Raw genomic sequence first — 12,578 nt, forward strand, 5'->3', positions numbered from 1 at the left:
TCAAAATGTTGTTTTTGCTGAACCAAAAAAAACTTCATTTTTTGAGCTGCGCAAAGCCACCTAAAGTAGAGAATGGAGAAGGAAGGAGGGGTGTATAATATATATTAATGTTGATATTTATTTCTTATAAATATCATCTCTATGTCCTATCTCTGTGATAGTTACTATATGATCTAATTGATTTACTCTGTAAATTACACGATAGTCACCAACTCTTAGCCTTCTACATCCTTTTAAGTTATGATGTAGTGGTTCACCAAAATTTATTGGGTCAACTGTAAGACGTTCTTTTATAGCCTTTTGAACTCTTAGCCTTATTATCTTTGGAAGGTTTGGTAAATCTTTTTCAACAACACTCTTTAAAGACTTAACCTTGTAACGCTCTAATCCCACTTAATATCTTCAAAATCAACTGTTTCTGCACCTTCAACATCACGCTCATCAGAAATTTTAGATACTAAAAAATCCTCCATTTCAAGCTCAACTGCTTCTCTAAATAGTTTTCCTGCTAATTCTTGAACGGGCTGTTTAGTAAATTCAGATAATTCAGCAAGATGCTTTAAAGTTTCTTCGCTAAGAGCTATGTTAATGCCTGAATTTGCCATATGTTTTACCAAAGTCCACTAATAATTATACAACATTTTTTTTAATTTTTCAATAAAGAAAGGAGTGGTGTATAAAAATATATTTAATGTTTCAGTAGGTCCAATATTGCCTGCTTGTAAATATTGTCCCTGTGTCCTATTGAAACAATAATTACTATACGTTTTACAGTATTTACACGGTAGACAATACGATAATCATCAGCAACTTTTATTCTTCTATGTTCCTTTAATCTCTTGCGTAGCAACACACCGTTACCAATAGGATCAGTCTCAAGATACTCTTTTATTGCATCTTTAATACTTGGCTTTACATCTTCCGGCAAGGAAGGCAAATTTCTTTTAAGAACATGCTTTAGATATTTAATGGTGTATTGCTTATTTCCAGATGTCTTCACTATCCTCTACTTCTTCTGCATCATCAGAATTTAACTCCCTAATAATTTTGGAAAATGCAATATCTTCCGCTTCAAGTTCGATTGCTTCCTTGACTAGCTTTTCTGTTAATTTTTGAACAGACTGCTTGGTGGCTCTAGCTAGTTCAACAAGATGCTGCGAAGTTTCTGGGTTGAAAGTTACACTAACTTTTGAATTTACCATCAGTTTTACCAAAGTCTACTACTATAGCTATTTTACAACATTTTTTTTAATTTTTCAATAAAGGAAGGAGGGCTGTATAAAAATATATTTAATGTTTATCAAGTAGCCTTCTCATAAATGGTGTCTCTATGTCCTGCTGTAGCAACAAATACCTTATGTTTTGCAATATTTACAGTATAAATAATTCGATAATCACTAACCCTTATTCTTCTATACCCTTTTAGCCTGCCACGTAATGGTTTACCAAATTTAATTGGATCAGTTGTAAGCCGCTCGTTTATCGCTTTTGTAATCCTTGATCTTATTGTTTTTGGAAGATTTAGAAAATCTCTTTCAGTAAAGTTTTTTGAGTAGACAATATCGTATTTCAGTTTATGTCCTCTCCCTTTCAGATAGTACTGTATTCCAGTCTACATCCTCACATTCCTTAATAGTTTTATATAACGCAATATCTTCTACTTCGCACTCGATTCCTTCGATGACTAACCTTTTTGCTAGTTCTTGAACGGATTCCTTGGTGATTTCAGCCAACTTAGTAAGGTTATGTGAAGTTTTTGGGTCAAAAGTTATACTAATTCCTGAATCTGTCATATGTTTTACCAAAGTCTACTAATAATTATACAACATTTTTCTGAATTTTTCAATAAAGGAAGTTGATGATATGTAAGAAAAATTTTGCCACCTGCGTTAATAAATAATTAAAGATTTAGCATATTTATCTACCCTCTATTCTATTACTTAAGTTAGACCACTTTTTTCTATTAATATTTTTTGTTTATAAAGATGAGCAGTTACTCATCACGCAGTTGATCTATGGATATAATACTACCGTTTGATAGTTTTTCAGTACATTTTTCACTTTTGTATTCTTTATCAGAGTCGATACTGATTTTGTCAAATATTAAAACATCTCCTGAAATTTTATCACGAAACTCACTAATAGCAAAAAACGGTATAGTAATTCGCTCTTGTTTTCCTTGAAAACTCAAACTGACGCTAAATTTATCCTCAGAAACTTTTAAATCATAGAATTGATGCTGTAATATAATAAGCATTTGAGTAGGGTATGACTTTTTCAAACGATCTGGCATGGTCACACCATTAAAATATGTGAAAAATAATATTTCTAAGTGAGGGATAAAACCATTACCTGATATAACATCTAAAGTCTTTTTGATAACTTGAAACTTAGCAGAATTAAGCAGTTTTTTGTAATCTGTTTGCTCCATATAACTTTCACATACGTAAATTTTGGGGAACTTCTGTTACCCGGCGTTCCCTGAACCGTGCTTATAGCAATGAAGTTATAGTGCTTAAATTAAGCAGCTATTGCGTCGACATTGTCTTCAGCAGCAAAATTATCGTTTGCATTTAAATTATGAACTCTTAGCGGTGGTGTCTAACCGAGCAAAGCTACCATCTTTACTATGCATGTCGATCCTTATTCGTCCCCATATAAATTAAAAAACATGGTGGAGACGCCGAGTACTGCCCTCGGGTCCAATACACCTATTACAAGGTAATTTTATTGCTATAGTACACAAAATGTACATAGCTATTATATAGCAACATTAAATAAATGTCAAGATATTATGACCTTAAGTTGATTTATTGCTAAAACAAAATTAATATTTCCAGTAAAAAATTCTGTGCTCTTAACCTGACACATATGGCTTTTTGAATACTCCCAATGAAAATATTTATAAATAAATATTTACTCTTCTTTTTTATTGTTTTTAGGTTTTTCTTGATCAACCATTTCTCCACCGATCTCTTTTATTTTTAGTATCAACGACTCTGGTACATACATGTCAATTACTTCTTCTGCTGTCACAAATAAAGCCTGATAAGAGTGTGAATTTATTATCCAATTAGGCAATATGTCTTCTGCTTCTATTTTATACTCTCCCTCTTTTTTGTCATATACTGTGTAGCAATATAAGTGCACAGCAAAAAATAATACATAAGAGAGCAATATTCCTTTAAGCACTCCGAGAAAGATTCCAGTAACTCTATCGATAAACCCCAACCTTATGGGTGATAATATGTACATTAGCCAGTTATTTATTATCATGAATATAAGATTAAGTATAATAAATACAGAGATTGTAGAAAGTATGTTTAGTGTAACTTTAGAATCAAAATATTTACTATAATTTGGAGCGAAAAAATCATAGTGATTAGCTGTCAGAAAGACCGATAAAAATAGAAACATTAGTGCGCATAGCTCTTTTATAAAGCCTCTAGTTACCGAGATTATTACGCATAGAACAACAATGAAGATAATTAGGCTATCGAAAAGCATGTTTTATATCTATATGGTTTTCAAGATATAATAGTTGTAAATAACAAGGTTGTAAAATTAATTGTATTTATGCTGCATCAATTGATCTAAATACCTAGCGATCATGTCAATTTCTAAATTCAAATAATCATTTACTTTGTTGTACTGAAAAGTTGTATTTTCCCATGTATAGGGAGTGATATTTACTGTAAATTCCTGATTAATAACTGAATTCACTGTGAGGGAAACCCCATCTAGTGTAACGGAGCTTTTTTTTGCAACAAATTTAATTAATTCTTGTGGGCACGATAGTTTGATTTCATGAGAATCTAAATTTTGATTAATTGTTAAAAATTTTACTATCCCATCAACATGACCCTGAACCAGGTGGCCATCGATCTTATCGCTTAATCTCATTGCTTGTTCGAGATTTATTTTTTTTCCTATTCTCCACGTATTTAAGTTAGCAACCTTCATAGTTTCTTGAGATGCTTGGACTGTAAATGTATCGCTCATTATATCAACAACAGTTAAACACACACCAGAGCAAGCTATTGAATCTCCTTTATTTATAGAGGATAAATTTTGTGTCTTGATATGGAAAATTTGATCAGAGTTGGAGTGAGTGGTAGTATCAGTTATAGTCCCGATATCCGTGATAATTCCTTTAAACATATGGTGAAAATAAATAATTTTACCATGAAAAATTTTTTACAACAACTTATTTCTATTTTGTTATAGTTAAAGTAATTCTGGTTTACCGACAATTTAAAAAACGACAAATTCGTCATCCCGCTACGTGTTAGCGGGATCTAGAGATACCGTGACGGTATGACGTAGGAAAACTGAGCCTGCACTAGCTATAGGCGCGAGAAAGGGGATCGTTTTCACTTACTTGTTCAATAGATTCTATAGAATATTCAGAATATATGAAATAAGCCAAACTCAGAACACATAATGCAGTTAATATTGGTAACCCTATGTTCAATGCTAGCCCAATACTTTCTCTTTTTTCTGGTGGCACTAATCCTTTTAACATTGACACTTTTCCTAACGGAAAATGCCATAAGCAAAGTGTTGATGCAGATGCTACTATTATAAATAGACAAAAATAAGCCTTTTTTGAGGAAAATACAGTTTTTAATGATGATTTGAGTGTAATGTTAGTAGGTGGTAGAGTTTTAGCTTCATTTGTTGCTGGTGAAAGATCTTTAATTGGTAAAGGGTTTGTAGATTTATGAGGAGTATTTTCATGTTGTGGAGAAGGTTGTTGTATATAAACACCTGAAACTAATTTAAGCAATTGCTCTTTTTTTCTATATACTTGTTTTTGTAAATATTCTTTACCTAAAAGTGAGTTACTAAGAGGTTGTGGCCTTTCGAGTATCTGTAATACTTCTGATATCTCGCCTGGCTCTAATATTGCATGTAATTGTTTATCTTGAAAGTAAACAATATTGAATACTGAGCTGAAAATATTGCAAAATGTTTCTGGATCTTGATTTTTGTATCCACTCATCACTTCAATAAATATTTTATCGAGTTTTTTCCCCCTGTGCTCAATTTGGTTATCTATCATAGCTACTCTAGCATCATTTTGTGCTTGTTTTATGGCTAATGGTTTTTCTTTCTCTGATAGTTCTTTGGTCTGCTTTTTTGACTTCTTTTTTCTGTTAGCCTTAAAATACTCTGTGTGCGAAGTAGTTTGACCTACATTCTGTTCTGCTTCTTGAGGTATTGGATTTTCTATACTACCCCCTGTCATCCGAGTAGCTTGACTACTTGGATCCATGTTTCTTTTTTCCTGGTCAAACGCTGGAATAACACCAAATGGTATATTGTTGCTCTGTATAGAAAATTTTGGCAATTGTTGGGAAAAGAATTGTGACGTATTAAAAAAATTGGGTAGACAGAAAAAAGATCTAAACCAGAAAACGTTTTCATGCATTGCAGCAACTACTATCGAAACACGTGTAACTTGTTTTCCATTATTTGTTACATCGAAGCCAAATGAGCCTGTAACTGGTACGATTTGTTTATTTTGTGCATTTTTTTGGTTAGTTTCACTCTGTTCTTTTTTGTCTTCATTTTCAGTTTTTTCTGCATGTCGTAGCTTTTCATTTAGAAATAACTCGATTTGGTACAAGTTGTCCAGGTTAATGTTTTCAACGTCTGTTTGTAGCGTTATCGTTGTGCCCTGCAGAAGGATTTGAGGCGGAGCACTATTTACGAATTCTTCTACAGTTTTATAACTGTTAGTTTTACAGTAGTTATTATATAGTTCACTGCTTTCTTTGGGCACTTTTATGTTGGCTGTAAAATTTTTTTCCCGGGAAAGGCAGATTTTGAAAAAATTAATTAAAGAGTTTATTCGAAATAATCTTATATTAAAGGTGTCTTTATCTGTTGCTGTTAGCTCAAATGAAAATTCTTGTATATTACTTTCAATACTTCTCGAGCGAATAGTACTGATCTTAATTGTTTCGCTAGAAAATGCTTTACTTATGTTTCTGGATTTTTCCTTAAAGAGCTTAGGTAAATCCTCTATTTTATACTTATTCTTAGTTTCAGTATTACTGTTGTGCATAGTTGATACAGCAAATTCATCAACGCAAAGGTAAATAAAAAAGATTAATCAGTCAATAAATTAATAATCAGAATAGGGCAATTTTTCGGATTGTTGATGATATTTAAAATTTCACTATAATGAAAGTTTAAGCCAGCGTTTTTAAGATGAATAAAGAGTTATTAGATGACATACTTTCACTTGAAGATAAAGCAGTTTCCGAAATTGAGAATGCTTCTTCTTTACAAGATTTAGAAAAAGTTAGGCTATCATATTTGGGAAAAAAGGGTGTAATTAAAGCTTATTTTGACAACTTAAAAGAGATAGAAGACGCAGGAAAAAAGCGCAATTTAGGCGAAGTTATCAACGTTTTACGTAATAAGCTAGATCAGCTTATAATGAATAAGGAGAATATACTAAAAGCCGAAGAAGTTAACTTTAAATTGCAGAACGAGGCAGTTGATATCACGTTGTCTGCGAGGCCAGAAAAAATTGGCAAGGTCCATCCACTCAGTAAGGTTCTAAATGAAGTAAAGCTTATTTTTGCACATATGGGTTTTAAGGCAGTTGATGGCCCTGACATTGAAGATGAATTTCATGTATTTGATGCACTGAATACTCCAAGTCATCATCCTGCACGAGAGGAGCAAGATACCTTCTACTTAAAGAATAAAATAGATGATAAAAGAATGGTACTGCGCACTCACACCTCATCTGTACAGATTAGAACCATGGAAAAAACAAAAAAATTCCCAATTAAAATAGTAGCCGCAGGTAGAGTATACAGAAACGACTTTGATGCAACTCACACCCCTATGTTCCATCAAATAGAGGGGTTATATGTCGATGAGAATGTCAATATGGGCCAGTTAAAATTTACTATTCATCACTTCCTTAATAAGTTCTTTGGCGATAAAGGGCTGAAGATACGTTTTCGTAATAGTTTTTTCCCTTTTACCGAGCCTTCTGCGGAAGTGGACATAAGTTATAAAGGTAGTAAATGGATAGAAGTACTGGGATGCGGTATGACGCATCCAAATGTATTTCAAAATGTTGGAATAGACCATACTAAATACAACGGTTTTGCGTTTGGCATTGGTATAGAAAGGCTTGCAATGCTAAAATATCAAATTAGCGACTTGAGGAGCTTTTATGACAACAAAATCAGCTGGCTTGATCATTACGGTTTTCATTTTTCATCTTTAAGATAAGTGATAAGTAAAACTCATACGTTCGTTATACTTGCTTCAGGGCATGGCAGGCGGATGAATTCAGATTTGCCTAAGGTCCTACACAAAATAGGCAGTTTTTCCATGCTCCAGCATGTCATTTACAATGCAAAACAGTTAAATCCTGAAAATATTGCTGTTGTAGTTGATCAGCCTTTAATTGAAAGACTAAAGTGTTTTAAGGATATACAGTTAATTACACAAGAATTAACACTTGGCACGGGAGATGCGGTCAAAACTGCGATGAGAAACCTAAGAGAATTGCCAGATTCAAGCATAGTTGTTGTGCAGTATGGGGATACTCCGCTCATAAAAAGCAGCACAATAACTAAAATGATTAGTTATTTAGAAGGCAAGGCTCTAGTTTGCCTAGGTTTTAGGACAAGCAATAAAGAATACGGTAGGTTAATTATTGAGAATGGTTCCTTAAGAGAAATCGTAGAAGCAAAGAGTGATAAAAATAATCATGAAGAATTTCTTGCAAATGCTGGAATAATGGTTGCATGTGCAAAGAATTTACGTGAATTGGTGGAGAAAATAGAGTGCAATAGCTCAACTCATGAATATTACTTGACCGATATAGTTTCCATTGCAGTGAAGAGTAATTTAAATGTCGGTTACGTTATTACCGGTGGAGAAGAAGCAACGGGAATAAATAACAGAAATGACCTTATAAAAGCTGAGTTTTACTTTCAAGAAAATAAAAGAAAAATTTTTACCGACTCCGGAGTAACGCTTGTTGCACCAGAGACTGTTTTCTTTTCTCTTGATACGCAAATTGCCAGAGATTCAGTTATTTACCCATATGTTTTTTTCGGTACTGGAGTGAAAATAGAGTCTGGTGCGAAAATACTGCCATTTTCGCATTTAGAAAACTGCTTAATTAAAAGTAATGCTGAGGTCGGTCCATTTACCAGAATACGCGGAAACACAACAATTGGTAATAAGGCAAAAATAGGAAATTTTGTGGAAGTGAAAACAAGTGAAGTTGGTCAAAACACTAGAATAAAACACTTAAGTTATATAGGAAATGCTAAAGTAGGGCAGGAGAGTAATATAGGAGCAGGCACTATTGTTTGTAATTATGATGGGAAAAATAAACATGGAACGAATATAGGGAGCAATTGCTTTGTTGGCGCCAATAGCTCACTAATTGCGCCGCTTAATATTCATGATGAATCTGTAATTGCAGCAGGTAGTGTTATAGTTGAGGATGTACCAGAAAAAAGCCTTGCAATAGCAAGAGAAAAGCAAGTAACTAAGAGAATAAAGTAGTCTAATTTAATTATGTTGTTGTGTCATTTTTAATATTAGACTTCTTGCATAACCATATAACAAACTTTTATTGGGAATAGAAACAAAAAAACTTCCTTGACAAACTCCGCCAGCCCCCTTATCATAACAGTGAAGCTATTGTATTTGCTTTCGCCAATCTGCAGATTAAAAGGTAAGGATTACTTAATGTATCGGCGTCTTATGTTTAATTTTTTGCAGTATATAGATACTGTATGTCTTTACAAAACTTCATCTACATCTAGATTTTTATCTAAATAAGCTGAACGCGCTTATAAAGCGTTACAAGACATCAAAAAATGCCAATACTCGACAGAGATAGTAAAAGACTAGCTAACTCGGGGGTCCTTTGTCTTTTTTTCTGCTTAGTAAATTTCTTAAACATTTGCAGCGTAGGTTAGTTGCAATTAAAAGCAGCTAAATTGCAGTGTTTAAGACTTAAAAAACGCCAATACTGAAAATAGACAATGACTAGGGTTTCTTTTGCCTTTTTTTTTATTTGGTAAATTCCTTAATGTTTATGGCTAAACGACAATCGTCATCCCGCTGCTTGTTAGCGGGATCTATTGCTGAGATACCGCGAATGAATCGCGGTATGACGGTTCGCGGCGGTATGACGTAGGACTGCTGTCATCCCAGTGCGTGACACTGGAATCCCAAAAAAGGATGATGTCATCCTAGTGCTCCTTTTTTTGTCATCCGAGTAGCTGACACTTGGATGACATCGTCATAAAGGAACCAGTGTCAAGCTACTCGGATGACAGGAGAAGGGGCTACTTGCATGACGGTGTCGGTAAACTTAGAGCTATAATAACTATTTGCCTTTTTTCTGCTTAGGTTATGCAAGAAGTCTACTGTCTGAGAAAAGGTAGATAAAAGATGAAAACAGATAGAAGTATTTTAGTAGCTCAAAAAGAACGTTAAGTCATGCTTTTTATTTATATTGACAGCGTATATGACATCGTTTACGATTAAAGTTAATAACAATAATTTATATTTATCATGTTTGCAGTAATTGAGACTGGTGGAAAGCAATATTTAGTAAAAGAAGGTAGTATAATAAAGGTAGAGAAGTTAGAAGCTGAAGAAAAAAAAGAGGTGGAAATCAATAAGGTGATTTGTATTTCAAATAGTGGCTTATCTTATTCATCTAATGCTACTGTTAAAGCTGAAGTGTTGGAGCAGTGCAGGGGGGAAAAAATTATAATCTTTAAGAAGAAAAGAAGAAAAAATTACCGTAGGAAAACTGGTCATAGGCAGTATATAACTGTTCTTCGTATAAATGAAATTAGTCTTCAAAAGTAAGAGGTAAGATATGGCAACTAAAAAATCAGGTGGTAGTTCCTGTAATGGTAGAGATTCAGCGGGTCGTAGGTTAGGAATAAAGAAGAATGGGAAGGTTATTCCTGGTAACATAATTGTGCGCCAAAGAGGCACAAAATTCCATCCTGGAAAGAATGTTGGTATAGGTAAAGATCATACGATTTTTGCTAAAATAGAAGGCTGGGTCAGCTTTAGAAGATCAGCAAATAAAAAGACTTTTATTGATATCTTGCCTACAGATAATATGAAAGCTTCAGCTTGAATAAATCAGGGGTCTGTAGCTCAGGTGGTTAGAGCGCACGCCTGATAAGCGTGAGGTCGGAGGTTCAACTCTTCCCAGACCCACCATTTAGTAGTTACTAACTGTGTTTTCTATAGCGGTTTTGATATTGTATAAGCAAAAACATGAGTTTATATAAAAATTTAGTAACCAGTGAATCAGTGGCGGCTGGTCATCCAGATAAAGTAGCAGATCAAATTTCAGATGCAATACTTGATGAGTACCTTTTTACTGATCCTTTTGCGCGAGCTGCAATAGAGACTTTAGTCGCCAAAGATAACGTTATTATAGCTGGGGAAGTGTTTGGGCCTAACATCAAAAATAGCAGGATTGAAAGTATTGTACGGAATACAATAAAAGATATTGGTTACAAGCACGATGGGTTCCACTGGAGAAAAGTGAAAGTAAATATATTGCTGCATGAGCAATCAAATGACATTGCAATAGGGTTGGATCAAGGTGCTGGAGATCAGGGCATAATGTATGGCTATGCAACAACAGAGACAGAAAACCTTATGCCGGCACCCATTTTTTATGCACACTCGATTCTGAAAAATATCATGAGCGCAGTTAAAGAAGCAAAACTTGGTCCAGATGCAAAGTCACAAATCACTTTGGCATATGAGAATAACCTCCCGGTACGTGCTGAAAGTATTATTGTCTCAATACAGCACCCTGAGGATTTGGATCAATCAAAAGTAAAAGAAATAATTTACCCTTACATAGTTTCATCTTTACCTGAAGGATGGATGTGTCCTGAGGAAAATCTCTTAGTCAATCCAACTGGTAGATTTGTTATTGGTGGACCGGTTAGTGATTGTGGATTAACCGGACGAAAAATTATGGTTGATACTTATGGAGGTTATATTCCACACGGTGGAGGAGCGTTTTCCGGAAAAGATGCAACCAAAGTTGATAGATCTGCGGCTTATATGGCAAGATATCTTGCTAAAAATATTGTCTTTGCAGGTTTGGCTGAACGTTGTCTTGTGCAGCTTTCTTATGCAATTGGTGTATCAAAACCTACTTCATTCTATATTGATACATTTGGTGCGAATAAGGTAGAGGAAAGAGTAATTAAAAAGTTTATCGAGAATAATATAGATTTATCAACAAAAGGCATAATCAAGCATTTATCGCTTAATCATCCTATATATAAACGTACAGCCTGTTATGGACATTTTGGTAAAGAGTCAGAAAGTGACGGTGGATTTTCTTGGGAAAGCATAAACTTGTCTGCTGATCTTCGTAGAGAATTCAATATAGAAGGTAATAGTAAAATTTCTTTAGATTGCTAAAATTTTTGATTTACAGCCCCATATTTATATACTAGCTTATTGTTAAAGCATAGCACGCTTTTTCATAATAATTATACCATATTAGTAATAATTTTTATATTCAATTTTTATTGTGAGGCTTATAAAGTGTATAACGAAATAGAAGGAGAACTGTACAACGTAATTGTAAGAGGTTGTCCGGAAACAAGTAAATTCAAGCATATTCCCTCTTTAACATAACCCTACTCATAGCTAGGTATATGAAATTCTCAGTGGATGTTGTGAGTAAATCATACTCCTTCGATAGCCTTCTATTCCTATTAACCCAAGCAAAAGTCCTTTCTACAACCCATCTTCTTGGCTGTACTTTAAACCCTTGTTCTCTTGTTGGTAGTAGCTCAGGTGGCGTATCTTTGTGCACCCAAAATCTACATGGAGGCCTTTTAACAATTTCAATATCTATGTCATATTCTTCCTTTATGTGATTCTTTAAATTTCTTCCTTGGTATCCCATGTCAGCCCACATTTTTTTAACTTTAGTATATTTTGTTCTCATATTGTTTAATGCTATTTTAATACCATCTCTATCATTTTCGTTAGCAGCGCCTACGTAACAACCTAGTATAAAACCCTGAGTGTCTGTAATTATATGCCTTTTTCTACCCTTTACTTTTTTACTTCCATCATAGCCTTTGATCCCCCCTTTTCTGTAGTCTTTACAGATTGACTATCTACTATACAGGCACTCGGCTGCTCATTCCTTCCTATTTTTCTTCTACTATATTTTGTAATTTCATAATTCATTTTCTCAAAAATTCCCTGCTTCTTCCATTGCCTGAACTGCTCATACACAGTCTTCGATAGCGGAAAATCATTTGGTAAATACCGCCATTGACACCCTGTACGCAATACATAGAAAATTGCTTCTAATATTTCTTTTTTGCTATACTTTGGCAGCCTTCCTCCTTTCTTGTATGATACTCTGAAGTGTTTTTCTATTCTTGCCCATTCCCTTTCGCTTAGATCTGTTGGATACTTTTTTCTCATCTTTACCCCGTACTAAAATTTCAGATATTATAGCCTTTTACTTGTTTCCGGACAACCTCTAAAAGAGTTTTCTGATC

16 protein-coding genes, 1 tRNA gene and 1 other RNA gene are annotated in these 12,578 nt (G+C 34.1%); 6 read left to right on the forward strand and 12 right to left on the reverse strand.

Translation table 11 applies throughout. The features are described 5' to 3' along the window. Positions 1-117 precede the first annotated feature (117 nt). The 11 genes from ABL518_RS02560 to ABL518_RS02610 form a co-directional block, all read right to left on the reverse strand. Positions 118-393, reverse strand: a complete 276-nt coding sequence (locus ABL518_RS02560; protein WP_007550684.1) for a type II toxin-antitoxin system RelE family toxin — start codon at positions 391-393, stop codon at positions 118-120. After that, a complete protein-coding gene (locus ABL518_RS02565) occupies positions 384-605 on the reverse strand; it encodes a hypothetical protein (protein WP_006279415.1) in 222 nt (73 codons plus the stop codon). The genes ABL518_RS02560 and ABL518_RS02565 overlap by 10 nt, the downstream gene beginning before the upstream one ends. A gap of 83 nt (positions 606-688) precedes the next feature. Then, positions 689-1,000, reverse strand: coding sequence for a type II toxin-antitoxin system RelE family toxin (locus ABL518_RS02570; RefSeq protein ID WP_010962380.1), 312 nt, complete (start codon positions 998-1,000; stop codon positions 689-691). Next, positions 981-1,202 carry a hypothetical protein gene (locus ABL518_RS02575; RefSeq protein WP_095742622.1) on the reverse strand — a complete coding sequence of 74 codons (222 nt, stop codon included), beginning with the start codon at positions 1,200-1,202 and terminating at the stop codon, positions 981-983. Before ABL518_RS02575 ends, ABL518_RS02570 begins: the two co-directional genes overlap by 20 nt. A gap of 98 nt (positions 1,203-1,300) precedes the next feature. Then, complete coding sequence (locus tag ABL518_RS02580) at positions 1,301-1,606, reverse strand: type II toxin-antitoxin system RelE family toxin (RefSeq protein ID WP_310732675.1); 306 nt, start codon at positions 1,604-1,606, stop codon at positions 1,301-1,303. Beyond that, entirely contained in the window at positions 1,575-1,793 is a 219-nt protein-coding gene (locus ABL518_RS02585) for a hypothetical protein (protein ID WP_006279413.1), read from the reverse strand. Before ABL518_RS02585 ends, ABL518_RS02580 begins: the two co-directional genes overlap by 32 nt. Positions 1,794-1,993: 200 nt before the next feature. Further along, the gene (locus ABL518_RS02590) at positions 1,994-2,431 is read right to left on the reverse strand and encodes a ClpXP protease specificity-enhancing factor SspB (RefSeq protein WP_006279412.1); all 438 of its coding nucleotides are present in this window, start codon (positions 2,429-2,431) and stop codon (positions 1,994-1,996) included. A 21-nt stretch (positions 2,432-2,452) separates the two neighbouring features. Next, positions 2,453-2,792: a transfer-messenger RNA gene (ssrA, locus tag ABL518_RS02595) on the reverse strand. Between the two features lie 124 nt (positions 2,793-2,916). Then, positions 2,917-3,507 (reverse strand): CvpA family protein, encoded by a 591-nt coding sequence (locus ABL518_RS02600; protein ID WP_010962383.1) that lies wholly within the window; start codon positions 3,505-3,507, stop codon positions 2,917-2,919. A 57-nt stretch (positions 3,508-3,564) separates the two neighbouring features. After that, a complete protein-coding gene (locus ABL518_RS02605) occupies positions 3,565-4,161 on the reverse strand; it encodes a riboflavin synthase (protein ID WP_010082169.1) in 597 nt (198 codons plus the stop codon). A 181-nt stretch (positions 4,162-4,342) separates the two neighbouring features. Next, positions 4,343-6,073, reverse strand: coding sequence for a hypothetical protein (locus ABL518_RS02610; RefSeq protein ID WP_095742621.1), 1,731 nt, complete (start codon positions 6,071-6,073; stop codon positions 4,343-4,345). A gap of 146 nt (positions 6,074-6,219) precedes the next feature. Here ABL518_RS02610 and pheS point away from each other — a divergent pair, with 146 nt between their 5' ends. The 6 genes from pheS (at position 6,220) to metK (ending at position 11,475) form a co-directional block, all read left to right on the forward strand. Continuing rightward, complete coding sequence (gene pheS, locus ABL518_RS02615; RefSeq protein ID WP_010082249.1) at positions 6,220-7,263, forward strand: phenylalanine--tRNA ligase subunit alpha; 1,044 nt, start codon at positions 6,220-6,222, stop codon at positions 7,261-7,263. Continuing rightward, positions 7,264-8,556: a bifunctional UDP-N-acetylglucosamine diphosphorylase/glucosamine-1-phosphate N-acetyltransferase GlmU gene (gene glmU / locus ABL518_RS02620; protein WP_010082250.1), complete on the forward strand. Its 1,293-nt coding sequence runs from the start codon at positions 7,264-7,266 to the stop codon at positions 8,554-8,556. 1,020 nt (positions 8,557-9,576) lie between these two features. Continuing rightward, on the forward strand, positions 9,577-9,879 hold the full coding sequence (gene rplU, locus ABL518_RS02625) for a 50S ribosomal protein L21 (protein WP_010082251.1): 303 nt from the start codon (positions 9,577-9,579) through the stop codon (positions 9,877-9,879). A gap of 10 nt (positions 9,880-9,889) precedes the next feature. Continuing rightward, a complete protein-coding gene (gene rpmA / locus ABL518_RS02630; RefSeq protein ID WP_010082252.1) occupies positions 9,890-10,159 on the forward strand; it encodes a 50S ribosomal protein L27 in 270 nt (89 codons plus the stop codon). Positions 10,160-10,168: 9 nt separating this feature from the next. Continuing rightward, positions 10,169-10,245: transfer RNA gene (locus tag ABL518_RS02635), tRNA-Ile, on the forward strand. Positions 10,246-10,302: 57 nt separating this feature from the next. Next, on the forward strand, positions 10,303-11,475 hold the full coding sequence (gene metK, locus ABL518_RS02640) for a methionine adenosyltransferase (protein ID WP_010082253.1): 1,173 nt from the start codon (positions 10,303-10,305) through the stop codon (positions 11,473-11,475). A gap of 193 nt (positions 11,476-11,668) precedes the next feature. Here metK and ABL518_RS02645 read toward each other — a convergent pair. Beyond that, a protein-coding gene (locus tag ABL518_RS02645; RefSeq protein WP_095742620.1) for an IS5-like element ISWpi1 family transposase occupies positions 11,669-12,501 on the reverse strand; the annotation gives its coding sequence in 2 pieces (ribosomal slippage) (positions 11,669-12,132 and positions 12,132-12,501; 834 coding nt in all). Between the last annotated feature and the right edge of the window lie 77 nt (positions 12,502-12,578).

Origin of the sequence: Wolbachia endosymbiont of Drosophila willistoni, from assembly GCF_040084705.1 — a bacterium.
GTDB classification, from domain to species: Bacteria; Pseudomonadota; Alphaproteobacteria; order Rickettsiales; family Anaplasmataceae; genus Wolbachia; species Wolbachia pipientis.

Bases quoted from the DNA above. Each gene is read 5' to 3' on its own strand.
- ABL518_RS02565 (WP_006279415.1), bottom strand. From the start codon at position 605: ATGGCAAATTCAGGCATTAACATAGCTCTTAGCGAAGAAACTTTAAAG.
- ABL518_RS02575 (WP_095742622.1), bottom strand. From the start codon at position 1,202: ATGGTAAATTCAAAAGTTAGTGTAACTTTCAACCCAGAAACTTCGCAG.
- ABL518_RS02585 (WP_006279413.1), bottom strand. From the start codon at position 1,793: ATGACAGATTCAGGAATTAGTATAACTTTTGACCCAAAAACTTCACAT.
- ABL518_RS02590 (WP_006279412.1), bottom strand. From the start codon at position 2,431: ATGGAGCAAACAGATTACAAAAAACTGCTTAATTCTGCTAAGTTTCAA.
- ABL518_RS02600 (WP_010962383.1), bottom strand. From the start codon at position 3,507: ATGCTTTTCGATAGCCTAATTATCTTCATTGTTGTTCTATGCGTAATA.
- ABL518_RS02605 (WP_010082169.1), bottom strand. From the start codon at position 4,161: ATGTTTAAAGGAATTATCACGGATATCGGGACTATAACTGATACTACC.
- ABL518_RS02610 (WP_095742621.1), bottom strand. From the start codon at position 6,073: ATGCACAACAGTAATACTGAAACTAAGAATAAGTATAAAATAGAGGAT.
- pheS (WP_010082249.1), top strand. From the start codon at position 6,220: ATGAATAAAGAGTTATTAGATGACATACTTTCACTTGAAGATAAAGCA.
- rplU (WP_010082251.1), top strand. From the start codon at position 9,577: ATGTTTGCAGTAATTGAGACTGGTGGAAAGCAATATTTAGTAAAAGAA.
- rpmA (WP_010082252.1), top strand. From the start codon at position 9,890: ATGGCAACTAAAAAATCAGGTGGTAGTTCCTGTAATGGTAGAGATTCA.
- metK (WP_010082253.1), top strand. From the start codon at position 10,303: ATGAGTTTATATAAAAATTTAGTAACCAGTGAATCAGTGGCGGCTGGT.